Raw genomic sequence first — 25479 nt, forward strand, 5'->3', positions numbered from 1 at the left:
CTGGCGAAGTGTAGTGGTGGAAGGACCAGCATACTCGTGTCCCCACTTCACTGCAATGGAATGCGCATGCATCTCGCCGACCCCACCGACCCTTTTTCCGCCGTCACCCACGCGGCGCCGTATGACTACTATCGCCGCCTGGCGGACGGTCCGCCGCTGCGTTTCGATGCCTCACTCGATTGCTGGCTGGCGACGGGCGCGGCCGGCGTGCGCGCCGTGCTTGAGCATCCTGCTTGCCGCGTGCGCCCGCCGGGCCAGCCGGTGCAGGCGACTCTGGCAGGCACGCCGTGCGGCGCGATTTTTGCCGAACTGGTACGCATGAACGATGGCGAACGGCATGTCGTGCCGAAACAGGTGCTGGCGCGCGCGCTGGGCCAGGTGGACCTGGCGCGGCTGCAGCGGCAGGTCGCACATCTCGCTGGTGACCGCATTCCTGCCAGCGCGGCCCAGCTGAACGAAGCGATTTTTCAACTGCCCCTGTTCGCCATGGCCCAATTGCTGGGCTTTGCGCCAGCGCAATGGTCGGCGCTGGCCGCCTGGACGCGTGATTTCGTCGCCTGCCTGTCGCCGCTGAGTAATGGTGAACAGCTGGCTGGCGCGCAGGAAGCGGCCGATTCCCTGCTGCAAGGCTTTGGCCACTTGCTGCGCGAGGGCAACGCGAGGCCGGGCAGCTTGCTGGCCAGTATCGTGGCAGAGACCGATGCCATGGAGAGCGGCCTGCTGGCCAACCTCGTGGGCTTGCTGTCGCAGACCTGTGACGCGACCGCCGGCTTGCTGGGCAATGCCGTCGTGGCCTTGCGCACCCAGCCGGAGTTATTGCCGCAACTGCGTGCGTCGCCGGAGCGTTGGCCAGCCATGCTGCGCGAAGTCAGCCGGCATGATCCCTCGATCCACAACACGCGCCGCTACACGGCGGACGTTGTGGAATGCGATGGCGTGCGCGTACCCGTTGGGCAGATGATCGTCGTCGTGCTGGCCAGCGCCGGCCATGCGGCGTTGGGCTTTGGCCATGGGCGCCACGTCTGCCCGGGCCAGTCCATCGCGCACGCTATCGCCGCAGCTTGTTTGCAGGCGTGGACCGACAGGCTGGAAGACATGCCGCTGGCGTGGGCATACAAGCCGTCGCTGAACGCCCGCATCCCTGTTTACAGCATAGGAGCCAGCGCATGATCGCCGTGATTTTTGAAGTCTGGCCCAGTGCAGAAGGGCGCCAGCAGTATCTGGATCTGGCCGCCGCGCTGCGGCCCTTGCTCGATGAAGTCGATGGTTTCATTTCCATCGAGCGTTTCAGCAGCCTCAGCGATCCAGGAAAGTTGCTATCGCTGTCGTTCTTTCGCGACGAGGCGGCGCTGGCGCAGTGGCGGCAGCTGGAAGCGCACCGCGCGGCGCAATCGGCTGGCCGGCACGGCGTGTTTGACGATTACCGCTTGCGCATCGCCGCCGTCGTGCGCGATTACGGCATGCTGGAGCGGCAACAGGCGCCGACCGACAGCCGCCAGCGCCACGATGCCTAGCGCTTAGCGGGGTAGCGCGCCCTGCGTGATCTTGACCTTGACCCGGTAGTTCGGTTGTTCCGCGTTCAGGGCGGGCGGCGTGGCCGGATCGACGTCGAGCAAAGTGAACGTCAGGTGGTTCACGGTGACGGAACTGGAAGCGCCCGGCATGGAATCGGACAAGACGATGTCGGTGGTGCCTGCACTATTGAGCAAACTGAAACTGTAGCTGACGTAGCCTTTCCATACGCACACGGCGCCTTTGCGGCAGCGGCTGTCGTTGACGCGCTCGAGTTTCAGGGTATCGGTGGCCGTGATGGCGACCTGTTCGCCCGGCGACAGCACGTGGGTGACGCTGCGCGGCGTGTTTTCCGCGTCGCCGGCGCTGCCGGCCGCGCCGCAGCCGGCCAGCACGGCCAGGCAAGCGAAGAACAGGGGAAGCAGCACGGTACGATAAGAGCGGGTCAGGTAATGCATGTTTTTCCTTTCAGGTAGAGCGTCCCGGGCGTGCCTGTGCACGCGTGGGATAAAATGATAATAACAAAATGATATTTTTCTGGCGCACTATTGGCGTGCTGCCGATGAATTGACGCGCCGGCCACGCGGCGCGCCGATTACTGCGTAAAATGGCTGTTTTGAAAATCAGGAAACAACCATGAAAAAAACCGACCTGGCCAAAAGCGATGCCAAGAAACTGATGGGAAAGATGAATGTTCCCGGCGCCGGTGCATTCGGTAAGGAAGCGGTGGTCGTCGACCGCCGCGAGCAGCGCAAGCGCGACCAGGCCCTGGGCCTGGTGCCATTCGCCGTCAAGTTGAACAGCGATCTGGTCTTGCAATTGCAGACCCTGGCCAAGGAGCGCGGCGCGGATCTGAATGAGTTGGTCGCCGAGCTGATCACCAAGGGCTTGGCTGCAGCGTAATGGGCTGCAATATTTATCTGTTGATAAATATCAATTTATGAAATCAAAAGGCGCCTTGCGGCGCCTTTTGCATTGCGGCATTGCTTGCGATTACACCCAGGCGGCCAGGGCGCCCTTCATTTTTTTCAGTGCCGCCACTTCGATCTGGCGGATGCGTTCGGCCGACACGCCGAACTCTTCTGCCAGTGCGTGCAGGGTAGCGCCCGAACCGTCGTCGTTGGCCAGCCAGCGCGCTTCGATGATGCGGCGCGAACGGGCGTCCAGCTTGCTCAAGGCCGTTTCCAGGCCTTCCGATTGCAGGCGCGTCACTTGTTCCGCTTCCAGCACCTTGGTCGGCTCGCTTTGCTCCGACGACAGGTAGGCGATCGGCGAAAACTTGTCGTCTTCATCGTCGGTCGGCGATTCCAGCGCGATGTCGCGGCCGCTCAAGCGCGTTTCCATCTCGATCACTTCTTCTCGCTTCACGTCGAGCAGCTTGGCCAGCGCATCGATCTGCTTCGGCGTCATCGCGTCCAGGCCTGTCTTGTGGCTGCGCAGGTTGAAGAACAGCTTGCGCTGTGCCTTCGTCGTCGCGACCTTGACCAGGCGCCAGTTTTTCAGGATGTACTCATGCATCTCGGCTTTCACCCAGTGCATGGCGTACGACACCAGGCGCACGCCCTGGTCCGGATCGAAACGTTTCACCGCTTTCATCAAGCCGATGTTGCCTTCCTGAATCAGGTCGGCATGCGGCAAGCCATAGCCCAGATAGCCGCGGGCAATCGAGACCACCAGGCGCAGGTGCGACAGCACCAGCTCTTGCGCGGCGGCCAGGTCATTTTTTTCGCGCAGGCGTTTCGCCAGCGAAATTTCTTCGTCGTGGGTCAACATGGGCAGGCGGTTCACGGCCGAAATATAGGCGTCGATATTGCCCAGATTGCCAGTGAAACCGAGGCCCAGCGCATTACTTTTGGTCGGAACCAATGCGGACGTTGCGGACATCATAGTCATGTTTTCTCCCTCGTAGTCTTGCTTTGTTCCAGTTGGCCACGTCACGCGACGTGGTCCTCTTGTCTGTTCGTTTTTGCGTATTCGGTCTTGCACTTTGCAGAGCGCGGCACCATCTTCATCTGGCGTCCATGGCGCTTCTGCCTTTGGTATGTCCCTATATTAGCACTCTCTGCGTGAGAGTGCCAATCAGCACATTTAATCGTCCTGATAGCCTAAATGCTATGATGATTTAATGCTTGATATATATCTCAGAATAGCGCTTTGACAACGTAGTTAGTCTACGGCCTTTGGCTGAAGCGAGCCTTAAGAATACTTGCTTAATATCAAGATAACAGCAGGATGGGAGACGCATGGCGGCAGCGAAGGCGCCGCCATGGAAGTGACAATCAGTTCAGGCGTGCCAGGTGGCGCTGCACGCAGAGGAAGGCGCCGATCAGGCCCAGACCGGCGCTGACGGCCAGCAGGCCAGCCATCGGCAGTGGCGCCAGCGGCACCAGCTGGAATTCGGACGCATACAGGCGGGCAAATTCGGCAATCGCGGTATTCAGCGGTTGCAAGGCCAACGCCACGGCGCCCAAGGCCAGCGCGCCGGCACACAGGCCCAGCAGGGCGCCTGTGTAATAGAAGGGGCGGTGGATGAAGGTGTCCGTCGCGCCGATCAGTTTCGAGATGCTGATTTCATCGCGCTGCTGCATCACTTGCAGGCGGATGGTATTGAAGACCACGGCGATCACGGCCACGCCCAAGGTGATGGCCAGCAGCAGCAGCACCAGGCGCAGCACGCCCAGCAGGGCCGCCAGACGCTTGACCCAGGCCGAATCGACTTGCGCCGATTCCACGCCGGGCAAGTGGCGCAGCTGTTCCGCGACGGCATCGACATCCTGCGCTTCGCTGGCGCTGCTGAAGGCGTCGAGCTTCAGCACATAGCTGTCGGGCAAGGGATTGTCGCCCAGGGTGCTCAGCACATCGGCCAGGCCATTCTTGTTTTTCAGGGTGTCGAGCGCCTGTTCGCGCGGGATGAAGACGATCTTCGCCTTTTGCTCGCCCACGATCTTGCGCATGGCGCTGGCCAGGGCCACGGCTTGCTCGCGCGGCGTGTCGATCTTCAGGAAGACGCTGATTTCCGGGTCGACCGACATCTGTTCCGACATCGGGCGCACGTTGTCGAGCATGGTCAAGCCGGCGAACGGCAGCGACAGGGCGATGGCGACGACGAGCACGTTCAACAGGAAGCCGCCTGGCGACTTGCGCAAGTGAATCAGCGCCGAGCCCAGCGCGAAGCGGTGTTGACGGAACCAGCCTCTCATGGCTGTTCTCCCTGCGCGTCGTCCTGGTTGGGGGACGGTGCAAAATCGGGATCGGGCGGGGCGAAGACGGGCGCTTGCGTGGCCTTGTCGATGGCGACCAGCTGGCCGTTTTTCAGGTGGATCACGCGGGCGGCGGCGTCGAGCATCTGTTCGTCATGGCTGGAAATGAGGCAGGTCACGCCCACGGAATGGAAGGCTTTCAGGGCGTCGAGCACCTTGTTGGCGCTGGCGCGGTCCAGGTTGGCCGTCGGTTCGTCGGCCAGGATGATCTGCGGCCGGTTGACGATGGCGCGCGCGATCGACACGCGCTGCTGCTCGCCGCCCGACAGCGACAGCGGACGCGCCATGGCGCGGTCCAGCAATCCCACCTTGTCGAGCGCGGCGCGCGCGCGCTGCTCGGCGGCCGCCTTGTGCGCGCCGACGACGAGCAGTGGCAGCATGACGTTGGCCAGGATGGAGCGGTCGTTTAATAACTTTTGCTGCTGGAAGATCAGGCCCATGTTACGGCGTAAAAATGGCACGCCGGCCGGCTTGATCTTTGCCATGTCCTGGCCATTGACGATCAGCTTGCCTGACGTGGGGCGTTCCATGGCGGCGATCATTTTCAGCAGGGTGGATTTGCCGGCGCCGGACGGGCCGGCCAGAAACACCAGCTCGCCCTTGGCAATACTGAGCGAAATGTCGCTGAGCGCCACGGCATCGGGGGAGTATTGCTTGGAGACGTGCTGAAATTCAATCATGTAGGTAGGCTTATCCGAGCAGCGCTTCGACAAATTCGGCAGCCACGAAAGGCTGCAAGTCTTCAATTTTCTCACCGATGCCGATGAAATACACGGGCACGGGACGCACGCGGGCAATCGCCGCCAGCACGCCGCCCTTGGCGGTGCCGTCCAGCTTGGTGATCACCAGGCCGCTCAACTGCAGGGCATCGTCAAACGCTTTCACTTGCGTGAGGGCATTCTGGCCCGTATTGCCGTCGATAACGAGCAGGGTTTCATGCGGCGCGCCATCCATGCCCTTGCCGATCACGCGCTTGATTTTCTTCAATTCCTCCATCAGGTGCAACTGCGTTGGCAAGCGTCCCGCCGTATCGACCATGACCACGTCGATGCCGCGCGCTTTCGCCGATTGCACGGAGTCGTAGGCCACGGCGGCCGGGTCGCCCGATTCCTGCGAAATCACGGTAACGTTGTTGCGCTCGCCCCAGACCATCAACTGTTCGCGCGCGGCGGCGCGGAAGGTGTCGCCCGCGGCCAGCAGCACGGACTGGTTGTTCGACTGCATGTGCTTGGCCAGCTTGCCGATGGTGGTGGTCTTGCCGGCGCCATTCACGCCGGAAATCATCATCACGAGCGGCTTGTGGCGGCCCAGCTCGAAGCGCTTTTCCAGCGGCGAGAGCAGGTCGATCAGCAACACTTTCAGCGCGGCCTTGACGGCGGCGGCGTCGAGCAGCTTGTCTTCCTTGACCTTTTTCTTCAATTCCGTGAGCAGGAATTCCGTGGCGTCGATGCCCGCGTCCGACATCAGCAGCGCCGCTTCCAGCTCTTCGTACAGGGCGTCGTCGATCTTCGCGCCGACGAACAGCACGGACAAGGTGTTCGAGGTTTTCGACAGGCCGGCCTTCAGGCGCGTCATCCACGATTTTTTCTCGGGTTCGGCGGCCACGATCACGGGCACGAGCTCGGCCGGCGCGCCGCTCAGCGGTTCAGCGTACGCGGCAGCTGCTGGCGGTGCAGGCGGCGTGGCGGCGGGAAGGACGAGGGGCTCGGCTGGCGCAGCCTCGGGAGCGATAGGTTTTTTCTTGAAGAAACTAAACATGGATGTGTGGTGGCGGGTGCTGACCTAAGGCCCGGCGGCGCCGGACACTGTTGTTCGGGCTATTCTACCAGAGCGCGCCCGGCCCTTCATGCTTTACTGTTCGATTGGCAACATTGCGCGGCTATCCACGGAGATCGCCGCAGTTGCCGCGCTTTCCAGCCGGTTCAGTGGGTTTGCAGGGCCAGTGCCTGATGGCGGCGGCGCCAGTCGGCGATGCTTTCCTCGACTTGCCGCAAGTCCAGCACGTGCAAAAAGGCTGGCGGCTGCTTGGTCAGCACGGGACTGCGTCCGCCGGCCCACAATTCCATCTCTGGCGGCAAGCTTGCATGCAGCTGATGCAGGCTGTCGCGCGTCTGCCGTTGCTTGCTGGCGCTGGAAAACGACAGCGCCACGATGTCGGCCCGCTGCGCGCGGGCGGCCGCGACGATGTCCGTCAGCGGCGTTTCCACGCCGAGCGACATGCAGTGGGCGCCGGCCGCGGCGCACAAGGCCTCGGCCATCAGCAGCCCCAGGCCATGACGCTCCTGCGGCAAGGTGCTGAGGACGATGCGCGGCGTGCGCGTGGACGGGCTGCTTGCTTGCGGCAGGGAAAAGATGGCGTGGCGCATCACCGTTTGCAAAGTTTCGCTATACAGATGCTCTTCATACACGGCCAGGTCGCCGCAAGCCCACGCTTCGCCCACCATGCCCGTGAGGGGGGCGATCACGTCGATGGTGAACGCTTTCAAGCCCAGCACGGCCAGCGCCTGGCGCAGGGCATCGCCCAGTTCCGTCATCTGGTGGCCACGGCACAGCGACAGGTAGTGTTCAAGCTGGGGGGCCGGCGCTGGCGGCGCCGCGCTGCCGGCGCTGGCCAGCTGCTGCAGTTGCACGGTGCTGTGCTGCATGATTTTGCCCGGACGAAATCCGAGGTCCAGCAGGCGCTTGACCATGCGCAACTTCTGCACTTGCTCGGCCGGATAGCTGCGCTCGCCAAAGGCGTCGCGCTGGGGCTGGGGAAAGGCGTAGCGGCGCTCCCACACACGCAAGGTTTCCTTGGCCAGCCCGGTATCGCGCTCGACATCGCTGATGCTGAAGGCGGAAGTAGGTTGCAGGTCAGTATCCATACCAGGGGGCTTGCTCGCATGCAAAAAGAACGTGGAGTGCATTTTACGCCTTCCGCCACCCCGGACCAAATAGCTGAATCCGATTGAAAATTGCCGACGTATAAGTTTCTGAACGGCTGAGAGCGCTCATTGACATAAATCAATATTTCATCGATTATCCATGAGGCTTATTTGTCCAGGACAAACTTAACACAGGTGCACTCATGAAAATTGCCGTCGTCGGAGCAGGAATCGCAGGATTGTCGTGTGCCTATCGCTTGGCGCAAGCGGGCCAGGACGTCACCTTGTACGAGGCGGGCGACTATTTTGGCGGCCACAGCCATACGGTGGACGTCACGCTCGATGGCGCCACGCATGGCGTCGACACGGGTTTTCTCGTGTTTAACCACGCCACCTACCCGAACCTGGTGCAACTGTTCGACGAACTCGGTGTCGAGGCGGCCGACAGCGACATGTCGTTCTCCGTCAAAATGCCGCTGGGTACGGCATCCGATGCGCGCGTGCTGGAATGGGCAGGCGCGAATTTCGATACCGTGTTTACCCAGCGCAGCAACCTGCTGCGCCCCGCCTTCCTGCGCATGCTGCGCGACATTGTGCGCTTCAACCGCCAAGCCAGCGCCCTGGCCACGGCCAGCGTGCCGGCGCCGGCCATGTCGCTGGGCGAATACCTTGACCTGCACAACTATGGCGACGAGTTCCGCCACTGGTATCTGCTGCCGATGGCCGCCTGCATCTGGTCGTGCCCGGCGCGCCAGATGCTGGCCTTTCCTTTGGCCACGTTCATCCGTTTCTGCCACAACCATGGCTTGCTGCAAGTGAGCGACCGTCCGCAATGGCGCACGGTGCGGGGCGGATCGCGCGTGTACGTGGAAAAACTGCTGGCGGGCATCCCGCAGCAGCGCCTCGCTTGCCCCGTGCTGGCCGTGCGCCGCCAGCCGCACGATGGCGCGCGCATGGTCGAGCTGCACACGGCCGCCGGCGTCGAGCATGTCGATCATGTCGTGCTCGCTTGCCACAGCGACCAGTCGCTGGCCCTGCTGGCGGACATCCGCGACGATGAGCGCTCCGTGCTCGAAGCCGTGCGCTACCAGCCCAACCGCGCCGTGCTGCATACGGATGCGTCCTGCCTGCCGCAGCGCCGCAAGGCCTGGTCGGCCTGGAATTACCAGGGCAGGCCGGCCGCGCATGGCGATGCGCCGCAAGTGTGCGTGCATTATTTGCTGAACCAGCTGCAACCCTTGCCCTTCACCACGCCCGTCATCGTGTCGCTCAATCCGCTTGACGAGCCTGCTCCATCGACCATCATCGACGAATTTTCGTATGCCCACCCCGTGTTCGATGGCGCAGCCATTGCCGCCCAGGCGCGCCTGGCCGGTTTCCAGGGTGCGCAGCACACGTGGTTCGCGGGCGCCTGGACGGGCTATGGTTTCCACGAGGACGGCTTGAAGTCGGGCCTGGCCGTGGCGCAAATACTCAATGGCATGGCGGCGGCGGAGCTCGGCCATGCCGCGTGATCCATCGCAGCCGCTGCCACCGCAGCCCCAGCTGTGCCTGGGACAGGTGCGCCATGCGCGGCTGCGCCCACGCGCGCATGCTTTTGCTTACGGCATGTTTTATCTGCGCCTGCCCTTGCGCAGCATGGGCGCGCGCGACTTTCCTGCCCGTTTGATGTCGCGCAACGGCGCCAATGTGCTGTCCTTCCGCGACAGCGACCATGGCGATGGCGCGACGCCGCTGCTGGAATGGATCGACGGACTGCTGCGCCAGCATGGCGTATTGGACGCGGGCGGCGAAATCTGGCTGCAAACCATGCCGCGCATGTTCGGCTATGTCTTCAATCCCGTCAGCTTCTGGTTTTGTCACCGCCCGGATGGCGCGCTGCGCGCCGTGGTCTGCGATGTGCGCAATACCTTTGGCGAGCGCCACCTGTACCTGCTCGAGCAGGGCGGCGCCATCGCGTATGGCAGCGAACTGCGCGCCAATAAAATTTTCCACGTCTCGCCGTTTTGCAAGGTGGAGGGAAATTATCGTTTCCATTTCCTGCGCAACGGCGAACAGAACGGCGAGCGCCACCTGGCCCGGGTCGACTATGACGACCTCGACGGCCCGCTGTTGCAGACGAGCTTGTCCGGCACGGCGCAGCCGCTGCGCGATGGCGCCATCGCCTGGGCGCTGCTGCGCTATCCCCTGATGACGTTAGGCGTGATGGCGCGCATCCATTGGCAAGCCTTGCGCCTGTGGCTGCGCCGCGTGCCGTTTTTCAGCAAACCCCTTCCACCACAAGAAAAGGTGTCCCGATGAGCTCCGATTCCCTGCCGACCGGCCTGCAGGCGCGCGCCTGCGTCCGTCCCGACCACACGGCCGATCACACGCACTTGGACGTGCCCGCTTCCGGACGCGTGATCTTGCGCTTGCTGGAAAAATTGCAGCATGGCGCACTGCGCCTGCGCACGCCTGACGGCAGCATCTTGCTGTACGGCGACGGCAGCCACCCTGTCACCCTGGACTTGCACAACTGGCGTTTGTGTTCGGCCGTCCTGCGCTCGGGCGACATCGGCTTTGCGGAAACCTTTATTGCCGGCGACTGGCGCACGGACAATTTGCCGGGCTTGATCGAGCTGATGATACGCAACCGCGCGCAGATCGAATCGCTGATCTACGGCAACTGGTGGGGCAACCTCGTCTACAAGCTGCGGCATTTGCTCAACCGCAATTCGCGGGCAGGCAGCAAAAAGAATATCCACGCCCATTATGACATCGGCAACGCCTTTTACCAGTTGTGGCTCGATCCGTCGATGACGTATTCGAGCGCGCTGTTCACCGAAGGCGCCAGCCTGGAGCAGGCGCAAGGGGCCAAATACCGGCGCATCGCCGATCAGCTGCAACTGCAGCCGGGCGCCAGGGTGCTGGAAATCGGTTGCGGCTGGGGTGGCTTTGCGGAAACAGCCGCGCGCAGCTACGGCGCCCACGTGACGGGCCTGACCTTGTCGACCGAACAGCTCACTTATGCGCGCCAGCGCCTGCAGGATGCGGGGCTGGCGCAGCAGGCTGATTTGCAATTGTGCGATTACCGCGACAGCACCGGCCAGTACGACGCCATCGCCTCGATCGAAATGTTCGAAGCCGTGGGGCAAAGCTACTGGCCCGGCTATTTCGAATGCGTGGCGCGCAACCTGAAGCAGGGCGGACGCGCCTGCATCCAGACCATCGTCATTGCCGATGATTTGTTCGAGCGCTACAGCAAGAGCACGGATTTTATTCAACAGTACATTTTCCCGGGCGGCATGCTGCCTTCGCCGGCCGAGTTTCGCCGCGCCGCCGAGGCACAGGGCTTGCGCGTGGAAGACGCCTTCAGCTTTGGCCTCGATTACGCGGAAACCTTGCGCCAGTGGCGCGCCAGCTTCCTGGCCCAGCGCACGGCGCTGGAAAAGCAGGGTTTCGATGGCCGTTTCCTGCTGACCTGGGAGTTTTACCTCGCGTATTGCGAGGCCGCCTTCCAGGCGCACAACACGGATGTGATGCAATTTACCCTGATCAAGGACTGACCATGCGCCGCCTGCTTGCCACTATTATGCTGTCATTGACCGTGTTGGGTGCCGCGGCCGCGCCGCCGGCCTTTATCGCTGCCGACGTGCCCGAAGCTCGGCTGGCGGGCGAGGGCGAATATACGTGGTTCGGCATGCGTATTTATCGGGCGCAACTGTGGGTGGGCCCGCAAGGCTACCAGGGCGCGGCGTCCGAAACGGCACCGTTTGTGCTGGAATTGCGCTATGCGCGTGCGCTCGATGGCAAGAAGATCGCCGAAGCCAGTCATGAACAGATGCAAAAGTTGGGCGTGGGCACGGAAGCGCAGCGCCTGGCCTGGCTATCCACCATGCAGCGAATCTTTCCTGACGTTAAGGAAGACCAGCGCATCGCGGGCGTCTACCGGGCCGGCATCGCGCCCGGCGTGCGCTTTTACCTTGATGGCAAGGTGCTGGCGGACGTGACGGATGGCGACTTCGCGCGTGCGTTTTTTGCCATCTGGCTGTCGCCGTCGACGACGGCACCGAAGCTGCGCGCGGCCTTGCTGCAGAGTGCGGCCCCGCTGCCATGAATGCCGTGGGCAGCGCCTTGAACTTGCCGGCCTTGTTCAGTTATGGCCTGTTCGGCTTGCCGCTGGCCATGCTGGCGCTACCCATCTATATATATGTCGCGCCGTTTTATGCGCAGCGCAGCAGCCTGGATCTGGCGCAGATCGGCGCCGTGCTGCTGGCGGCCCGCATCGCCGCCGCCTTCATCGATCCGGCCCTCGGTGGCTGGATGGCGCGTGGCGGGCGCAGCTATGCCGTATATGTCGGCGCCTCCTTGCCTTTGCTGCTGCTGGGCTTTGGCGCCCTGTTCCATCCACCGGCCATGCGGGAAACGGCGACCCTGGCCTGGTTCCTGGCTGCCTTGCTGCTCGTCTACACTGCCTATGGCCTGGCCGGCATCGCGCACCAGAGCTGGGGCGCGGCTCTGAGCCAGCTGCGCGCGCAGCGGGCGCGCGTGACGGCCGTGCGCGAAGGCTGCGGCTTGCTCGGCGTGATCCTGGCGGCGGGCCTCACTTCCTTGTTCGGCTATGACGGCTTGTCGCTGGCCTTTGCCGCCTGCCTGCTGGCCGCGGGCGCGCTGCTGCTGGCGCGCGCGCCGCGTCCCGCCTTGCGCAGTGCCGCAGAAGCGGTTTCCGGCAAGGGCTGGAAGCTGCCGTTTCGCCAGCGCGCGTTTCGCTGGCTGTTTGCCGTCCTGCTCGTCAATGGCGTGGCGGCCGCCATCCCCGCCACGCTGTTCCTGTTCTTTGCCACCGACTACCTGCGCCTGGGCCACTACGCTGGGCCGTTTCTGATCGTCTACTTTTGCGCGGCGGCCGCCTCGATGCCGGCATGGGTGGCCCTGGCGCGCCGCTTTGGCGAGGCGCGCGCCTGGGGCTGCGCCATGCTGCTGGCCGCGGCCGTGTTTGTCTGGGCGTATGGCCTGGGCGAGGGCGCCGCATGGGGCTTTGCCACGATCTGCCTGCTGTCGGGCCTGGCGCTGGGCGCCGACCTGGCCCTGCCGCCGGCCCTGCTGGCAGGGTTGATCGGCGCGGCTGGCCATGCCGGGCGGCACGAAGCCGCATATTTCGGCTGGTGGAACTGGGGCGTGCAGATGAGCCTGGCGCTGGCGGCCGGCATCGCCTTGCCCCTGCTGGCCTGGCTCGGCTATGTGCCTGGCAACAGCGGCGGCGGCTTGCCGGCCCTGGCTGCCGCCTATGCCTTGCTGCCCTGCGCCCTGAAACTGCTGGCGGCGCTGCTGCTGTGGCGCGCGCCTCTACAACATATATATAGTGAAACCGGGGAGTATCGACCATGCATCTGATGAAATATTGCCGGCGCGGCATGACGGCGGCCGCCTTGCTGCTGGCGCTGACCGCCTGTTCCACGCCGCCCACGCCGGCCATGTACGCGCAGGAAACACCCAGGCTCGATTTGCAGCAGTACTTCAACGGCACGCTCGACGCCCATGGCATCTTCCAGGACCGCTCCGGCAAGGTGGTCAAGCGCTTCACCGTCGTGATGCGGGCCAGCTGGGCGGGCGAGGTTGGCACCCTGGACGAGGATTTCACGTATTCGGACGGCAGCAAACAACGGCGCGTGTGGACGTTGCGCAAGACGGCGCCCGGGCGCTTCATCGGCGCGGCGCCCGACGTGATCGGCGAAGCCGTCGGCGAAGTGGCCGGCAATGCGCTGCGCTGGCAATACGTGCTGGCGCTGCCCGTCGACGGCACGGTCTACCACGTCGACTTCGAGGACTGGATGTTTCTGATGGATGACAAGGTCATGCTGAACCGCGCCGCCATGAGCAAGTTCGGCTTCAGCCTGGGCGCCGTCACCTTGTCGTTCAGCAAGCGTCCGCAGGCGGCCCCATGAATCGCAAGATCACGAGCTGGGCAGGCAAGCATGTGTGGATCATCGGCGCTTCCAGCGGCATCGGCGCCGCGTGCGCGACCTTGCTGCTGGAACAGGGCGCGAGCGTAGCCTTGTCAGCGCGCCATCGCGCCAGCCTCGAGCGGCTGTGCGAGGGGCAGCCTCTGGCGCAGGCATTGCCGCTCGATATCACCGAGCACGCGCAGCTGCGCGCCGTCAGCGCGCAATTGCAGCAGCAGTGGACGCATATCGACTTGATACTGGTGGTCGCTGGAGGCTATCAGGCCATGCGCGCCGATAGCTTTGATCTTGAGGCGGCCCAGGATTTGTTGGCCCTGAATGTGGGCGGCGTCTTCAATTGCCTGGAGCAAGCCTTGCCGTGGCTGTTGCGTCAGGGCAGTGGCGGCATCGGCATCGTCGCCTCGGTGGCCGGTTATGGCGGTCTGCCCAAGGCGCTCGCGTATGGCGCCAGCAAGGCGGCGCTGATCAACCTGACGGAGTCGTTGTATCTGGACCTGCATCCACGCGGGATTGATGTGTATCAAATCAACCCCGGTTTTGTCGCCACGCCCTTGACGGCGGACAACGATTTCACGATGCCGGCCCTGATGACGGCGCAGGACGCGGCGGCCGCCATGCTCGACGGCATCGAGCGGGGCCAGTTCCACATCCACTTTCCCAAACGCTTTACCAACACCATGCGGCTGGCGCGGCTGTTGCCGTACCGCGCCTATTTCTGGTTGATTCGCAAGGTGACGGGCGTATGAGCGCAAGTATGCCGGACACGACGGAACGCGTGGCAGCGGCGTTGGCGCGCCTGGTGGCGTTTTACGAGCACCTGAGCCTGGAAAGCCTGGCCCAGCTAGGCGCCGTGTATGCACCAGAGGCCCACTTCAAGGACCCGTTCAACGAGGTGGTGGGGCATGCCGCCATCCTGGCCATCTTCGAGCACATGTTCGTGCAAGTCGATGCGCCCCGGTTTGTCGTGCTGGAAAGCCTGGGGCAGGGGCAGCAAGCGTTCCTGACGTGGGAGTTTCGCTTCCGCATGAAACGGTTGGTATCTGGCGAACAGTGTATTCGTGGTGCAACCCATGTGCGCTTTGATGCGCAGGGAAGGGTGGTCATGCACCGTGACTATTGGGATGTGGCGGAAGAATTGTATGAAAAACTGCCCTTGCTGGGCGGTTTCATGCGCCTGCTGCGGCGCGCAAGCCAGCGCTAATGGAGTTTCTTGATGCTTTTATGAAAAAACTGCAAAAAAGAAGAAGTAAATAGTGTGGAATCGGGCCGCTGAAAACTTGATTTCGGTCAAAATGTCGTTTTTTAGACACAAATATGCCAAAATATTGAGAAGGCAACATTGTAAGAAATTGTTTCAAGTGATGTGCAATTTGCAAGCAAGAGTCGACCTCATCTGTTCCAATCGGACGTGTGCAGCATTGTCTGAAAAACATGGAAAACATTTCTATGTGAGCAATTTAAATTACCGGAAAGTCAGTAATTGTATTGATACTCTGTCTATTTTTTTGACGCGCACGCCGACGTCGAAAATGGCGCCTACGCCCCTGAATAATGCGGCAATGCACCAAAAACGGGCGCATCAATTCCCGTTTTTGTGCGTTCGGCAGCAAAGATTGGCGATGCCGTGTATGCTTCGTTCCGTTTATCCATTATCACCTGACAAATTGTGCGCTTTGTCGCGTAAATCTTGGACGGCAAATGACGGGTAAAGCATGTTGACGTTTTAATCACTCGCCTGATACTGTTGCACTAATACAACGGGTGTCGACAAGGCATGCGCTATGATGGAATGGTCAATCAGGCCAATGCATTGGTTGGCAAGGGGCACTGGCTCTGTCGCGTAGTACGGTTGGCGATGGTCGGGATGCCTGAAAAAGCCCTCGGCCTGGTACCGGAAGTAACATGTTGGAACTTGATGGAATGTGAAACGGTCGTTATAGTGCCGCTTCCGGTGCCGTTTGAGCACCGAACCGGCGCACGAATGACGGTCGTTATGCAGCCTTCAAGCTTATCGGTGCAATAGCGTGCCGATACCGATATGAATGTTCCCCTGACCGGAACAGCAATGTGGCAGGTGGAGACCTTGCCCTCACTCATAAAAAGCGCTCTGTTAGAGCGCAGCTCGAGATGCATAGGCTGTATTACTTTTTGCTTCAAAAATTAAAGGAAATCGCAATGAAAAAAACTCTGATCACCCTGGCAGTTCTGGCAGCAGCCACTGGCGTAGCCCAAGCTCAATCGAGCGTTGTCATCTACGGTACCGTTGACGCTGGTTTCGTCAGCGAGCGCGGCGGTGTTAACGGCAACGTTAACAAACTGGACAGCGGCGTTGCTTCGGCTTCCCGTATCGGCTTCAAAGGCACCGAAGATCTGGGCAGCGGCCTGTCGGCACTGTTCGTTCTGGAATCGGGCTTCGGCGTTGACAACGGTCAACAAGACGTTGCAGGTACCTTGTTCAATCGTCAAGCTTACGTTGGTCTGAGCAGCAAAACGACCGGTACGTTGACCCTGGGTCGTCAATACACCCCTTGGTACAACACCCTGTCGAAAGTTGCTGATCCATTCGCAGCTGGCTACGCTGGTTCCGCTAAAAACTTGTTCCCAGCGAACACCCGCACCAGCAACACCGTGCTGTACGCATCGCCTAACTTCAACGGCTTTGACGCTGACGTGGCTTACACCTTCGGCGAAAACGCTGATTCGAACAAAATCGGCCGCAAAATCGGCGCGTCGGCTGGCTACTCGAACGGTCCTCTGAACGCTCGTATCGCTTACAACAACACCAGCAACGACACCGCACTGACCGAAGCTGGTAGCGGCCGTAACTGGTTGGCTGCAGCTAACTACGACTTCGCAGTTGTTAAAGCTTACGTCGCATACGGCGTGAACAAAGGCCAAAACAGCGCCATCCGCAACAACGGCAACGTTAACGCGTTTGACTACACCTCGGCTGGCTTCAGCACCGACAGCGCTACCGCCCTGATCGGCGCAACCGTACCAGTTGGCGCCGCCGGCACCGTGATGGCTTCGGTTATCCACGTCAACGACAAAAACAGCGCTAACGCTGATGCTAACCAGTTCGCAGTGGGCTACTCGTACGCTCTGTCGAAGCGCACCAGCACCTACGCTTCGTACGCTAAAATCTCGAACAAAAACAACGCTGGCTACACCGTTGGTAACAACAGCAATGTTGGTACGGGCGACAAAGCCTTCAACGTTGGCGTTCGTCACTCGTTCTAATATTCGCACAAGCGAAGCTTAGTACCGCTGCAGGCATCCCTTCGGGGGTGCTGTCAAGCAAGGAAACGCGTCTCCAGGCTAGTCCTGGTGGCGCGTTTTTGCATTGGCGGCGCCAGTTATAATGGCGCCGTTACTCAAGTAAAGGAATGCCATGTCTTCATTCACCTTGCCGCGCCTGGCCGCCATGCTGGCCGCGCTGCTGCTCGCTGGCGCCACGGGTGCCGCTGTCTCTGCCGTCAAGGGCAAGAAGCCGGCCGGACTGGAGCGCTACGGCGTGGCCGTATATTCCGACCTGTGCCTGCAAAAGGATAGCGGCGAAATCGGCGGCCAGCGCGTCACCCTGCACCGCTTTGCCGAGGCCGATTCCGTCATCTATGAATTCACGGCTGGCGCGCTGAGCTGGCCCATCGTGGCCAACGACGTCAACCTGGACGCCGCCACAGGCGTTTTGGACTTCACCATCGCCGGTGCCGACAGCGAAGAGCGCACCATCGTCGGCAAGTTTTCCAAGGATGGCCAGACCCTGACCCTGGAAGGCGATTATTGCGGCGGCAACGTGCGCATGCCGATGAAACTGAGCCGCGTGCGTGATTTTGGCCGTCCCCTGAAGCATTGCACGCCATGTCCACCGATGCCGGAAGCGCCGGCCGAGCCAGTGCCTGCCGAGGAAAGCGCGCCAGCGCCCGCCGCCTGAGCGATTGCTGCTGTCAAAAAGAAAAAGGCCCGGTATCGACCGGGCCTTTGTTATTTGCAGCGTTGCAAGGAGCTTATTTGGCCGCCTGCGCTTTTTCCGCCGTGGCGCGGATGGTGGCCAAGGTCGCGTTCGGCGTGATCAGGTTGCCGTCGTAGCGCAGCTCGATCAGGGCCGGCAAGTTGTGCGCTTTGGCGTGCGCCAGCGCCCGTTGCAGGGCAGGGGCGAACTCTTCTGTCGTATTCACCACTTCGCCATGCGCGCCGTACGCTTGCGCCAGCGCCGCGAAATCCGGGTTGTGCAGGGTCGTGCCAGACACGCGGCCCGGGTAGTCGCGCTCCTGGTGCATGCGGATGGTGCCGAACATCTGGTTATTGAAGACGATGATGACCACGCCCGCCTGGTATTGCACGGCCGTGGCCAGTTCCTGGCCATTCATCATGTATTCGCCATCGCCGGCATAGGTGATCACGGTGCGCTCCGGATGCACGATCTTGGCCGCCACGCCCGACGGCACGCCGTAGCCCATGGCGCCGTTGGTTGGCGCCAGCTGCGTGCGCAGGCCGCCGTAGCGGTAGAAACGGTGGGCCCACGAAGCGTAGTTGCCGGCGCCGTTCGTCAGGATGGTGTCGGACGGCACTTGCGCCATGATGTCCTGCGTTACTTGCCACAGGTCCAGCGGTGCCTGGCCATCCTGGAAGATGGGCGGGCGCTCTTGGTAGGCGGCCAGCTCGGCCTTGGCTTCGGCCGCAGTATGTTTCCATGCGGAAGCGTCGACGGGGGCCATGGCGGCCAGCATGGCGCACACTTGCGGCATGCCGCTGTTAATCATCAGCTCGGCCTGGTAGACGCTGCCCAGTTCCTCGGCATCCGTATGGATGTGCACGAGGCGCTGGCGCGGCACGGGCGAGTCGAACAGGGTGTAGCCGCCCGTCGTCATTTCGCCCAGGCGCGGGCCGATGGCGATCACCAGGTCGGCATTTTTCACGCGCGCGGCCAGTTTCGGATTGATGCCGATGCCGACGTCGCCGATGTAGTTCGGGTGTGCATTGTCGAGCAAGTCCTGGAAACGGAAGGCGCAGGCGACGGGCAGGTGGTTGCTTTCCGCGAACTGCTGCAGGTCGGCGCACGCTTGCGGCGTCCAGGTAGTGCCACCCAGCAAGACCAGCGGCTGTTTCGCGGTGGCCAGCATGCCGCGCAGCTGCTGCAATTGGGCGTCGGACGGTGCCGCTTGTACCGGTTGGTAGGCACGCGTGTCGGCGACGGTTGCCAGGGAGATCAGCATGTCTTCCGGCAGGGCCAGCACGACGGGGCCGGGGCGCCCGCTGGTGGCCACCTGGAAGGCGCGCGCCAGGTATTCTGGAATGCGCTCGGCGCGGTCGATCTGCGCCACCCACTTGGCCATCTGGCCGTACATGCGGCGGTAGTCGATTTCCTGGAATGCTTCGCGATCGACGAAATCGTTGCCCACCTGGCCGATGAACAGGATCATCGGGGTGGAATCCTGGTAAGCCGTGTGCACGCCGATCGAGGCGTTGGTGGCGCCCGGTCCGCGCGTGACGAAGCAGATGCCCGGCTTGCCCGTCAGCTTGCCGTAGGCTTCGGCCATGAAGGCGGCGCCGCCTTCCTGGCGGTTGATGATGAAGCGGATGCCCGAGTCGTGCAGGGCGTCGAGCACGTCCAGGTAGCTTTCGCCAGGCACGCCAAAAGCGGTGTCGACACCGTGGATCTGCAGGGCATCGACCAGGATCTGGCCGCCGGTACGGGGTTGTTGCGTCATGTTCGGCTCTTTATATTCTAGTGGGTGGCAAAGTAGTGGGGCAAGCGGTGCGCATGCGCCTGCATGCAAGCAGCTTGCCTCATTCTATGTGAGCCGATTTGGCCCGGCTTTTGAAATGGCGACACCGAATTACACAATCCCCCGGCTGGTGCGGCGCGCTTTTGCAGAAATCTGCTGCGGCGCGGTACAATGGCGGGTGAAGCAGGCCAGACAGTCGCTGGCCGGCGCAGCAATGCGCTGGCGGGAGGAAGGTCCGGACTCCATAGAGCGGGGTGACGGTTAACGGCCGTCCGCTGAAAGCCGCAAGGTATAAGGCGAGGAATAGGGCCACAGAGACGAGCGTATTAAGTTACGGTGAAACGCGGTAACCTCCACCTGGTGCAATTTCAAATAGGCACGCGATGATGCTGCTCGCGGAGCGTGCGGGTAGAAAGCTTGAGCGCCCGAGTAATCTGGCGCCTAGAGGAATGACTGTCATAGCGCCGACCTGCAAGGGAAGGCGCCGTAACAAAATCCGGCCTATCGGCCTGCTTCACTTGAATTTCCGCTCTCTGGCTTGCCAGGGAGCATCTCGGCCGCGGCAGCTTTGATCGCTGCGCGCCGCTCAAAAAGCCCCCGCAACGGGGCTTTTTTTGTTTCTACAAATAGAGCGGTGGAGATAAAGTTGTATAGACAACTAAAATGAACAATTGGTTAAAGTTTCTTGATTTTAATTAATTGCTGCATTGCAAAAATAGTTTTCCCGCGTCAGGCCAGCCCCGGAAAACTGGGCCGGTACGCGCCACGGACGATTATTTTTTTCTTTAAACCAAGTCTTTCGCGGTGCTTGATTGCTGTTGTGCCTGGATGACGAAACTATTGTCATGTGTCAACTAACTGTAAAAAATTCAATTTTTCGATTTCGTTTTTTTCGATGTTTACGGTAGGAAAACACATGTGTGCAGATGAGGTACCACATTCACTATCTTTCATAAGTATCTAATTTATCGATATATTTTTATTTGAGACTCCTTCAACGATATGCGCTAAGTCCTTAATTTCATTAATAAAATTCCTGTTTTGCCAATCGGAAACCGCTTGACCACTATCTTTGCTTCCTCTAAAGTGGGCAACTGTGTGAAAAAGTGTGTTTTTGTGGGAAATTTTCCCTTTTCATCGCGATGCGCAAGCGTCGCAACCCAAGCTCAAAAAAGGTCTTTCGTGTTTCAAGGCGCGTCCGCAATCAATCTCGATGCCAAAGGCAGGATGTCTATCCCTGCCAAGCACCGTGACGCGCTGGCGATTCAATGCGAAGGCCGTTTGACCCTGACCAAACACCCCGATGGCTGCCTGCTGTTTTTCCCACGTCCCGTGTGGGAAAGCCACCGCCAGCAAATCGCCGCCTGGCCCATGTCGGCGCGCGCCTGGCAGCGCATCTTCCTCGGCAACGCCGTCGACGTCGAGCTGGACTCGGCCGGCCGCGTGCTGATCTCGCCCGAATTGCGCAACGCCGTCGGGCTGGCGCGCGAAGTCATGATGATCGGCATGGGCAGCCACTTTGAAATATGGGATGCCGCCAAATTGGCTGACAAAGAACAGCAGGCGATCGATGCCGGCACCCCCGATGTACTTTCCAATTTTTCTTTCTAAGGCTCCGTAATGACACAACTCACGGTGCCGGAATTTCAGCATCGCACGGTGCTGCTCGATGAAGCGGTCGATGCCCTCGACCTGACGGGCGACCGCGCGCACGGCGTTTACGTCGATGGCACGTTTGGCCGCGGCGGCCATAGCCGCTTGATTTTGTCGCACCTGGCCGATGATGCGCGCCTGATCGGCTTCGACAAGGATTTGCAAGCGATTGCGACGGCCGAACAGATCGCCGACCCCCGTTTCCAGATCGTCCATGACAGCTTTGCCACCATGACGGCCAGCCTGGCCGAACGCGGCGTGCAGCAGGTGGACGGCATTTTGCTCGACCTGGGCATCTCGTCGCCGCAGGTCGACGACGCGGCGCGCGGTTTCAGCTTCCGCAACGACGGACCGCTGGACATGCGCATGGATACCACGCGCGGCATCTCGGCGGCCGAATGGCTGGCCGTGGAAACCGAGCAGAATTTAGAGAAAGTGATACGCGATTATGGGGAAGAACGGTTTGCTTTTCAGATTGCAAAGGCGATTGTTGCTGGCCGGGCAGTCCAGCCAATTTCAAGCACACGACAGCTTGCCAGCATCGTGGCAGGCGCCGTCAAGACCCGCGAGAAGGGTAAGGACCCCGCTACCCGCACCTTTCAGGCCATACGCATTTTCATTAACAAAGAGCTCGAGGATCTCGAGATCGGTCTGAACCAGGCGTATGCCTGCCTGGCGCCTGGCGCGCGCATGGCCGTGATCAGTTTTCATTCGCTGGAAGACCGCATGGTCAAGCGCTTCTTCGCCTCGAAGGCGAACGTGGAGCAGCCTGACCGCCGCCTGCCGATCCGCGCGGTCGACTTGCCGCAGCCGGAAATGAAGCTGATTTCGAAAATGAAGCCGTCCGACGCCGAGATCGAGGGCAACCCTCGTTCGCGTTCGGCAGTGATGCGCGTGGCGCAGCGTTTGCCGCTGGCATCTCCAGTTAGTGGCGGCGCCCGATGACTGGCAAGCTGTGTGTCGTGCTGTCGGCCCTGCTGGTGTGCTGCGGCCTGTCGCTGGTGAACGCGCAGTATCAGTCGCGCCACCTGCTGATCGACCTGGAACGCGCGCAAGCGCTGTCGCGCCAGCTCGACATCGACTGGGCGCAACTGCAGCTGGATCAGTCCACTTTGGGCAAGCATGAACGCATCGAATCGATCGCGCGACGCGACCTGAGCATGACGCCGCTGACGGCGGCGCGTACGCAATACCTGACGGAGGGCGAATAATGAAGTTGGGCGGTAATAGCAACGGCCGGGTGGCGGCATCGAAAGGCGTGCCATTCTCGAAGAACCCCGTACTGGCGGTGCGTCTGCCCGTCTGGCGTTCGCGCGTCGTGCTGTTCCTGCTGTTCTTCGCTTTCGCCGGCCTGGGCGCGCGCGCCCTGTGGCTGCAGGGCGTGTCGACGCAGTTCCTGCAAAAGCAGGGCAAGGCGCGCTATGAGCGCACACTGGAATTGCCGGCCACGCGCGGCAAGATCACCGACCGCAATGGCCAGGTGCTCGCTTCGTCCGTCCCCGTGAAAGCCATCTGGGCGATTCCCGACGACGTGCTGCAGGCGTCACCGGAAAAAATCAATGCGCTGGCCGGTCTGCTGGAAATGAACGTCAACGAATTGCGCAAGAAGCTCGATTCGGACCGCAGCTTCGTTTACCTGAAACGCCAGGTCGAGATGGACGTGGCCGACAAGATCTCCAAGCTGGGCATCGACGGCATCGACGAACGCAAGGAATACAAGCGCTTTTATCCACAGGGCGAAGTGATGACCCACGTGGTGGGCTTTACCAACGTGGAAGACGTGGGCCAGGAAAGCATGGAACTGGCGCAGCAGAAAACCCTCGTCGGCACTACCGGCAGCCGCCGCGTGATCAAGGACCGCCTGGGCCACATCGTCGAAGACATCGGCTTCATCCACGAACCGCATGACGGCAAGGACCTGACCCTGTCCGTCGACAGCAAGATCCAGTACATCGCCTTCACGCAGCTGAAGGAAGCGGTGGAAAAATTCAACGCCAAGGCCGGTGGTGCCGTGGTGCTCGACGTGCACACGGGCGAAGTGCTGGCCCTGGCCAATTACCCGAGCTACGACCCGAACGACCGCCGCAAGCTCACGGGCCAGCAGCTACGCAACCGCGTCATGACCGATACCTTTGAACCCGGTTCGACCCTGAAACCGATCACGGTCTCGCTGGCGCTCGACACGGGCCGGGTCAAGCCGGGCACCCTGATCGACACGGGCCCGGGACGCTATACCATCGCCGACCGCACGATTACCGACACCAAGCCGCACGGCGTGATCAATGTCTCCGAAATCATCGAGATGTCGTCGAACATCGGCACCTCGAAGATCGCGCTGGGCATGCCGTCGCAGGAAATGTGGGAAATGTTTACCAAGGTGGGCTTCGGCCAGCAGCCGAAATGGGGCTTCCCCGGCGCCGTGGCCGGCCGTGTGCGTCCGTATAAATCGTGGCGCCCGGTGGAACAGGCGACCATGAGCTACGGTAACGGCATTTCCGTCTCGCTGATCCAGCTGGCGCGCTCCTACATGATGTTCGCGCGCGACGGCGACACGATTCCCCTGTCGTTCCAGAAGGTCAATGAACTGCCCGTGGGCCAGCAAGTGATCAAGCCGAAGACGGCCGCCGAAATGCGCGCCATGTTGGAACTCGTCGTCTCCGGCGCGCACGGCTCGGCCAAGCGCGCCCAGGTTGCCGGCTACAGAGTCGGCGGCAAGACGGGTACCGCCTATAAAGTGGAAAACGGCCGCTATGCGATGCCGCGCAAATACATCGGCTCTTTCGTGGGCATGGTGCCGATGTCGGCGCCGCGCTTCATCATTGCCGTGATGATCGATGAACCGACCGGCCCCGCCCACTATGGCGGCCAGGTTGCCGCTCCCGCTTTCGCGGCGATTGCGACCAACGCGCTGCGCGCGATGAACGTACCGCCCGATTCCTCCGTTACCGAAATCGTGGTCCCGGCCAATGCCGGCCCGGAGGCCATGTGAAGTCACTCATGACCATACAAGACATCAGTTTGTGGATCAAAACGGCTGCCCCGTCCGGGCAGCTGACGTCCGATTCGCGCCGCGTGCAGCGCGGCGACGTGTTTTTCGCCTATGCGGGCGCCACCGATTTCATCGCCGCGGCCATCGCGCAGGGCGCCGCCGCCATCGTGCATGACGCTGTGGAATGGAACGCCGCATGGAGCCAAGTGCCGCACCTGCTGGTCAGCGACCTGAAACGCCTGGCCGGCCCCGTGGCGCATGCTTTTTATGGCATGCCCGACAGCGCCATGTTCAGCGCCGGCGTGACGGGCACGAATGGCAAGACCTCGTGCGCGCTGTGGCTGGCGCAAGCGCTGGCGCGCCTGGGTGTAACATCGTCCGTCATCGGGACGTTGGGCGTGGGCCTGTGCAAGCCGCGCGGCGCCATTGAATTCGACGTCACCGGCTACACGACGCCGGACGCCGTGCTGCTGGCGCGCAAACTGGCCGCCATGCGCGACGCTGGCGCCAAGGCCGTTGCCATCGAAGTGTCGTCGATCGGCCTGGACCAGGAACGCGCGGCCGGCATGCATTTCGACGTCGCCATGTTTACCAATCTGACGCGCGACCACCTCGACTACCATGGCGACATGGCGGCTTACGAGGCGGCCAAAGTAAAGCTGTTCGACTGGCCCGGCCTGAAAACGGCCGTCATCAACCTGGACGACCCCATGGGCCTGCGCCTGGTGCGCCACGTGGATGGCAAGCTGTCCGGCGAATATCCGGTCATCGGCTACACCTTGCAGGATGCGACGGCCTTGCCCGACTTGCCGGGTGTGCTGATGCTGCGCGCCAGCCAGTTCCGCAGCCGCAATGCCGGCACCGACTTCCATCTGGAATGCGCGCTCGGTGTGGCGCTGGTCAAGACGCAGCTGGTGGGCCACTTCAATATCAGCAACGCGCTGGCCGTGCTGGGCGCCTTGCTGGCGCACGGCGCCGGCCTGCGCGCCGCCATCGATGGCATCGAATCGCTGCAGCCGGCCCCGGGCCGCATGCAGCAGGTGGGCGGCCAGGAAGCGCCGATGGTCGTCATCGATTATGCGCATACGCCTGACGCATTGGAAAAAACCCTGGCTGCCTTGCGCCAGGTGGCGCAGGAGCGGGGCGGCCAGCTGTGGTGCGTGTTCGGCTGCGGCGGCGACCGCGATCCGGGCAAGCGCCCGCAGATGGGTGCCATCGCGCAGCTGGCCGATCACGTGCTCGTCACCAGCGACAATCCGCGCAGCGAAGATCCGCACGCCATCATCGCGCAGATCGTCGCCGGCATGCGCGCAGACGGCCCGCAGCCGCAAGCCATCGAAGACCGCGCCGCCGCCATCCTGTCGGCCATCAAGCACGCGGCCAAGCCGGACGTGATCCTGTTGGCGGGCAAGGGCCATGAGCCGTACCAGGAAATCAAGGGCAAGAAACTGCCGTTCTCCGACGCCGACCATGCGCAGCTGGCCCTGTCCGCGCGCCTGACGATGATGAGGACGAACTGATGGATCGCCT

At 61.9% G+C, this 25479-nt stretch carries 25 protein-coding genes and 1 other RNA gene; 19 read left to right on the forward strand and 7 right to left on the reverse strand.

Going from position 1 to position 25479, the window contains the following annotated elements:
- The first annotated feature begins 66 nt into the window (after positions 1-66).
- A complete protein-coding gene (locus AC4BCN_RS05820) occupies positions 67-1170 on the forward strand; it encodes a cytochrome P450 (RefSeq protein WP_490492770.1) in 1104 nt (367 codons plus the stop codon).
- Positions 1167-1514, forward strand: a complete 348-nt coding sequence (locus tag AC4BCN_RS05825; protein WP_490492771.1) for an antibiotic biosynthesis monooxygenase family protein — start codon at positions 1167-1169, stop codon at positions 1512-1514. The genes AC4BCN_RS05820 and AC4BCN_RS05825 overlap by 4 nt, the downstream gene beginning before the upstream one ends.
- Positions 1515-1517: 3 nt before the next feature.
- Here the strand turns inward: AC4BCN_RS05825 and AC4BCN_RS05830 are convergent, their stop codons facing one another.
- Positions 1518-1970 (reverse strand): hypothetical protein, encoded by a 453-nt coding sequence (locus AC4BCN_RS05830; RefSeq protein WP_490492772.1) that lies wholly within the window; start codon positions 1968-1970, stop codon positions 1518-1520.
- A gap of 178 nt (positions 1971-2148) precedes the next feature.
- Here AC4BCN_RS05830 and AC4BCN_RS05835 point away from each other — a divergent pair, with 178 nt between their 5' ends.
- Entirely contained in the window at positions 2149-2415 is a 267-nt protein-coding gene (locus AC4BCN_RS05835) for a hypothetical protein (RefSeq protein WP_070290134.1), read from the forward strand.
- Between the two features lie 90 nt (positions 2416-2505).
- Here AC4BCN_RS05835 and rpoH read toward each other — a convergent pair whose 3' ends face one another.
- From rpoH to AC4BCN_RS05860, 5 genes are all read right to left on the reverse strand, one after another.
- Entirely contained in the window at positions 2506-3399 is an 894-nt protein-coding gene (gene rpoH, locus AC4BCN_RS05840; RefSeq protein WP_034748938.1) for an RNA polymerase sigma factor RpoH, read from the reverse strand.
- A gap of 392 nt (positions 3400-3791) precedes the next feature.
- Positions 3792-4712, reverse strand: coding sequence for a permease-like cell division protein FtsX (ftsX, locus tag AC4BCN_RS05845; RefSeq protein ID WP_070222518.1), 921 nt, complete (start codon positions 4710-4712; stop codon positions 3792-3794).
- Positions 4709-5452: a cell division ATP-binding protein FtsE gene (locus tag AC4BCN_RS05850; protein ID WP_139091682.1), complete on the reverse strand. Its 744-nt coding sequence runs from the start codon at positions 5450-5452 to the stop codon at positions 4709-4711. The genes ftsX and AC4BCN_RS05850 overlap by 4 nt, the downstream gene beginning before the upstream one ends.
- A gap of 10 nt (positions 5453-5462) precedes the next feature.
- Positions 5463-6530: a signal recognition particle-docking protein FtsY gene (gene ftsY / locus AC4BCN_RS05855; RefSeq protein ID WP_490492773.1), complete on the reverse strand. Its 1068-nt coding sequence runs from the start codon at positions 6528-6530 to the stop codon at positions 5463-5465.
- Between the two features lie 164 nt (positions 6531-6694).
- Positions 6695-7636, reverse strand: coding sequence for a MerR family transcriptional regulator (locus tag AC4BCN_RS05860; RefSeq protein ID WP_490492774.1), 942 nt, complete (start codon positions 7634-7636; stop codon positions 6695-6697).
- A 203-nt stretch (positions 7637-7839) separates the two neighbouring features.
- On the opposite strand from AC4BCN_RS05860, the gene AC4BCN_RS05865 reads away from it, so the two are divergent.
- The 10 genes from AC4BCN_RS05865 (at position 7840) to AC4BCN_RS05910 (ending at position 17512) form a co-directional block, all read left to right on the forward strand.
- Positions 7840-9150 (forward strand): NAD(P)/FAD-dependent oxidoreductase, encoded by a 1311-nt coding sequence (locus tag AC4BCN_RS05865; protein ID WP_490492775.1) that lies wholly within the window; start codon positions 7840-7842, stop codon positions 9148-9150.
- Positions 9140-9937 carry a DUF1365 domain-containing protein gene (locus AC4BCN_RS05870; protein WP_490492776.1) on the forward strand — a complete coding sequence of 266 codons (798 nt, stop codon included), beginning with the start codon at positions 9140-9142 and terminating at the stop codon, positions 9935-9937. Before AC4BCN_RS05865 ends, AC4BCN_RS05870 begins: the two co-directional genes overlap by 11 nt.
- Positions 9934-11181 carry a class I SAM-dependent methyltransferase gene (locus tag AC4BCN_RS05875; RefSeq protein ID WP_490492777.1) on the forward strand — a complete coding sequence of 416 codons (1248 nt, stop codon included), beginning with the start codon at positions 9934-9936 and terminating at the stop codon, positions 11179-11181. The genes AC4BCN_RS05870 and AC4BCN_RS05875 overlap by 4 nt, the downstream gene beginning before the upstream one ends.
- 2 nt (positions 11182-11183) lie before the next feature.
- Positions 11184-11732 carry a chalcone isomerase family protein gene (locus AC4BCN_RS05880; protein WP_490492778.1) on the forward strand — a complete coding sequence of 183 codons (549 nt, stop codon included), beginning with the start codon at positions 11184-11186 and terminating at the stop codon, positions 11730-11732.
- A complete protein-coding gene (locus AC4BCN_RS05885) occupies positions 11729-13009 on the forward strand; it encodes an MFS transporter (RefSeq protein WP_490492779.1) in 1281 nt (426 codons plus the stop codon). Before AC4BCN_RS05880 ends, AC4BCN_RS05885 begins: the two co-directional genes overlap by 4 nt.
- Positions 13000-13560 (forward strand): DUF3833 domain-containing protein, encoded by a 561-nt coding sequence (locus AC4BCN_RS05890; protein WP_490492780.1) that lies wholly within the window; start codon positions 13000-13002, stop codon positions 13558-13560. Before AC4BCN_RS05885 ends, AC4BCN_RS05890 begins: the two co-directional genes overlap by 10 nt.
- A complete protein-coding gene (locus tag AC4BCN_RS05895) occupies positions 13557-14324 on the forward strand; it encodes an SDR family NAD(P)-dependent oxidoreductase (RefSeq protein WP_139091675.1) in 768 nt (255 codons plus the stop codon). Before AC4BCN_RS05890 ends, AC4BCN_RS05895 begins: the two co-directional genes overlap by 4 nt.
- A complete protein-coding gene (locus tag AC4BCN_RS05900) occupies positions 14321-14779 on the forward strand; it encodes a nuclear transport factor 2 family protein (protein WP_490492781.1) in 459 nt (152 codons plus the stop codon). The genes AC4BCN_RS05895 and AC4BCN_RS05900 overlap by 4 nt, the downstream gene beginning before the upstream one ends.
- Before the next feature lie 974 nt (positions 14780-15753).
- Positions 15754-16818: a porin gene (locus tag AC4BCN_RS05905; RefSeq protein WP_490492782.1), complete on the forward strand. Its 1065-nt coding sequence runs from the start codon at positions 15754-15756 to the stop codon at positions 16816-16818.
- 151 nt (positions 16819-16969) lie between these two features.
- Positions 16970-17512, forward strand: a complete 543-nt coding sequence (locus tag AC4BCN_RS05910) for a hypothetical protein (RefSeq protein ID WP_490492783.1) — start codon at positions 16970-16972, stop codon at positions 17510-17512.
- Positions 17513-17585: 73 nt separating this feature from the next.
- Here AC4BCN_RS05910 and AC4BCN_RS05915 read toward each other — a convergent pair whose 3' ends face one another.
- On the reverse strand, positions 17586-19289 hold the full coding sequence (locus AC4BCN_RS05915) for a thiamine pyrophosphate-binding protein (protein WP_490492784.1): 1704 nt from the start codon (positions 19287-19289) through the stop codon (positions 17586-17588).
- Positions 19290-19487: 198 nt separating this feature from the next.
- On the opposite strand from AC4BCN_RS05915, the gene rnpB reads away from it, so the two are divergent.
- The 6 genes from rnpB (at position 19488) to AC4BCN_RS05945 (ending at position 25469) form a co-directional block, all read left to right on the forward strand.
- Positions 19488-19827: RNase P RNA component class A (gene rnpB, locus AC4BCN_RS05920), an RNA gene on the forward strand.
- A gap of 662 nt (positions 19828-20489) precedes the next feature.
- A complete protein-coding gene (gene mraZ, locus AC4BCN_RS05925) occupies positions 20490-20918 on the forward strand; it encodes a division/cell wall cluster transcriptional repressor MraZ (protein WP_034748899.1) in 429 nt (142 codons plus the stop codon).
- A gap of 9 nt (positions 20919-20927) precedes the next feature.
- Entirely contained in the window at positions 20928-21905 is a 978-nt protein-coding gene (gene rsmH, locus AC4BCN_RS05930) for a 16S rRNA (cytosine(1402)-N(4))-methyltransferase RsmH (protein WP_490492785.1), read from the forward strand.
- The gene (gene ftsL, locus AC4BCN_RS05935) at positions 21902-22171 is read left to right on the forward strand and encodes a cell division protein FtsL (protein WP_034748894.1); all 270 of its coding nucleotides are present in this window, start codon (positions 21902-21904) and stop codon (positions 22169-22171) included. The genes rsmH and ftsL overlap by 4 nt, the downstream gene beginning before the upstream one ends.
- A complete protein-coding gene (locus AC4BCN_RS05940; protein ID WP_034748891.1) occupies positions 22171-23949 on the forward strand; it encodes a peptidoglycan D,D-transpeptidase FtsI family protein in 1779 nt (592 codons plus the stop codon). The genes ftsL and AC4BCN_RS05940 overlap by 1 nt, the downstream gene beginning before the upstream one ends.
- 8 nt (positions 23950-23957) lie before the next feature.
- Positions 23958-25469 carry a UDP-N-acetylmuramoyl-L-alanyl-D-glutamate--2,6-diaminopimelate ligase gene (locus AC4BCN_RS05945; protein WP_490492786.1) on the forward strand — a complete coding sequence of 504 codons (1512 nt, stop codon included), beginning with the start codon at positions 23958-23960 and terminating at the stop codon, positions 25467-25469.
- The last annotated feature ends 10 nt before the right edge of the window (positions 25470-25479 follow it).

Source organism: Janthinobacterium sp. Bl 1 (assembly GCF_058215535.1).

Coding starts and splice junctions, on each gene's coding strand:
- AC4BCN_RS05820 (WP_490492770.1), top strand. CDS start 67: ATGCATCTCGCCGACCCCACCGACCCTTTTTCCGCCGTCACCCACGCG.
- AC4BCN_RS05825 (WP_490492771.1), top strand. CDS start 1,167: ATGATCGCCGTGATTTTTGAAGTCTGGCCCAGTGCAGAAGGGCGCCAG.
- AC4BCN_RS05830 (WP_490492772.1), bottom strand. CDS start 1,970: ATGCATTACCTGACCCGCTCTTATCGTACCGTGCTGCTTCCCCTGTTC.
- AC4BCN_RS05835 (WP_070290134.1), top strand. CDS start 2,149: ATGAAAAAAACCGACCTGGCCAAAAGCGATGCCAAGAAACTGATGGGA.
- rpoH (WP_034748938.1), bottom strand. CDS start 3,399: ATGATGTCCGCAACGTCCGCATTGGTTCCGACCAAAAGTAATGCGCTG.
- ftsX (WP_070222518.1), bottom strand. CDS start 4,712: ATGAGAGGCTGGTTCCGTCAACACCGCTTCGCGCTGGGCTCGGCGCTG.
- AC4BCN_RS05850 (WP_139091682.1), bottom strand. CDS start 5,452: ATGATTGAATTTCAGCACGTCTCCAAGCAATACTCCCCCGATGCCGTG.
- ftsY (WP_490492773.1), bottom strand. CDS start 6,530: ATGTTTAGTTTCTTCAAGAAAAAACCTATCGCTCCCGAGGCTGCGCCA.
- AC4BCN_RS05860 (WP_490492774.1), bottom strand. CDS start 7,636: ATGGATACTGACCTGCAACCTACTTCCGCCTTCAGCATCAGCGATGTC.
- AC4BCN_RS05865 (WP_490492775.1), top strand. CDS start 7,840: ATGAAAATTGCCGTCGTCGGAGCAGGAATCGCAGGATTGTCGTGTGCC.
- AC4BCN_RS05870 (WP_490492776.1), top strand. CDS start 9,140: ATGCCGCGTGATCCATCGCAGCCGCTGCCACCGCAGCCCCAGCTGTGC.
- AC4BCN_RS05875 (WP_490492777.1), top strand. CDS start 9,934: ATGAGCTCCGATTCCCTGCCGACCGGCCTGCAGGCGCGCGCCTGCGTC.
- AC4BCN_RS05880 (WP_490492778.1), top strand. CDS start 11,184: ATGCGCCGCCTGCTTGCCACTATTATGCTGTCATTGACCGTGTTGGGT.
- AC4BCN_RS05885 (WP_490492779.1), top strand. CDS start 11,729: ATGAATGCCGTGGGCAGCGCCTTGAACTTGCCGGCCTTGTTCAGTTAT.
- AC4BCN_RS05890 (WP_490492780.1), top strand. CDS start 13,000: ATGCATCTGATGAAATATTGCCGGCGCGGCATGACGGCGGCCGCCTTG.
- AC4BCN_RS05895 (WP_139091675.1), top strand. CDS start 13,557: ATGAATCGCAAGATCACGAGCTGGGCAGGCAAGCATGTGTGGATCATC.
- AC4BCN_RS05900 (WP_490492781.1), top strand. CDS start 14,321: ATGAGCGCAAGTATGCCGGACACGACGGAACGCGTGGCAGCGGCGTTG.
- AC4BCN_RS05905 (WP_490492782.1), top strand. CDS start 15,754: ATGAAAAAAACTCTGATCACCCTGGCAGTTCTGGCAGCAGCCACTGGC.
- AC4BCN_RS05910 (WP_490492783.1), top strand. CDS start 16,970: ATGTCTTCATTCACCTTGCCGCGCCTGGCCGCCATGCTGGCCGCGCTG.
- AC4BCN_RS05915 (WP_490492784.1), bottom strand. CDS start 19,289: ATGACGCAACAACCCCGTACCGGCGGCCAGATCCTGGTCGATGCCCTG.
- rsmH (WP_490492785.1), top strand. CDS start 20,928: ATGACACAACTCACGGTGCCGGAATTTCAGCATCGCACGGTGCTGCTC.
- ftsL (WP_034748894.1), top strand. CDS start 21,902: ATGACTGGCAAGCTGTGTGTCGTGCTGTCGGCCCTGCTGGTGTGCTGC.
- AC4BCN_RS05940 (WP_034748891.1), top strand. CDS start 22,171: ATGAAGTTGGGCGGTAATAGCAACGGCCGGGTGGCGGCATCGAAAGGC.
- AC4BCN_RS05945 (WP_490492786.1), top strand. CDS start 23,958: ATGACCATACAAGACATCAGTTTGTGGATCAAAACGGCTGCCCCGTCC.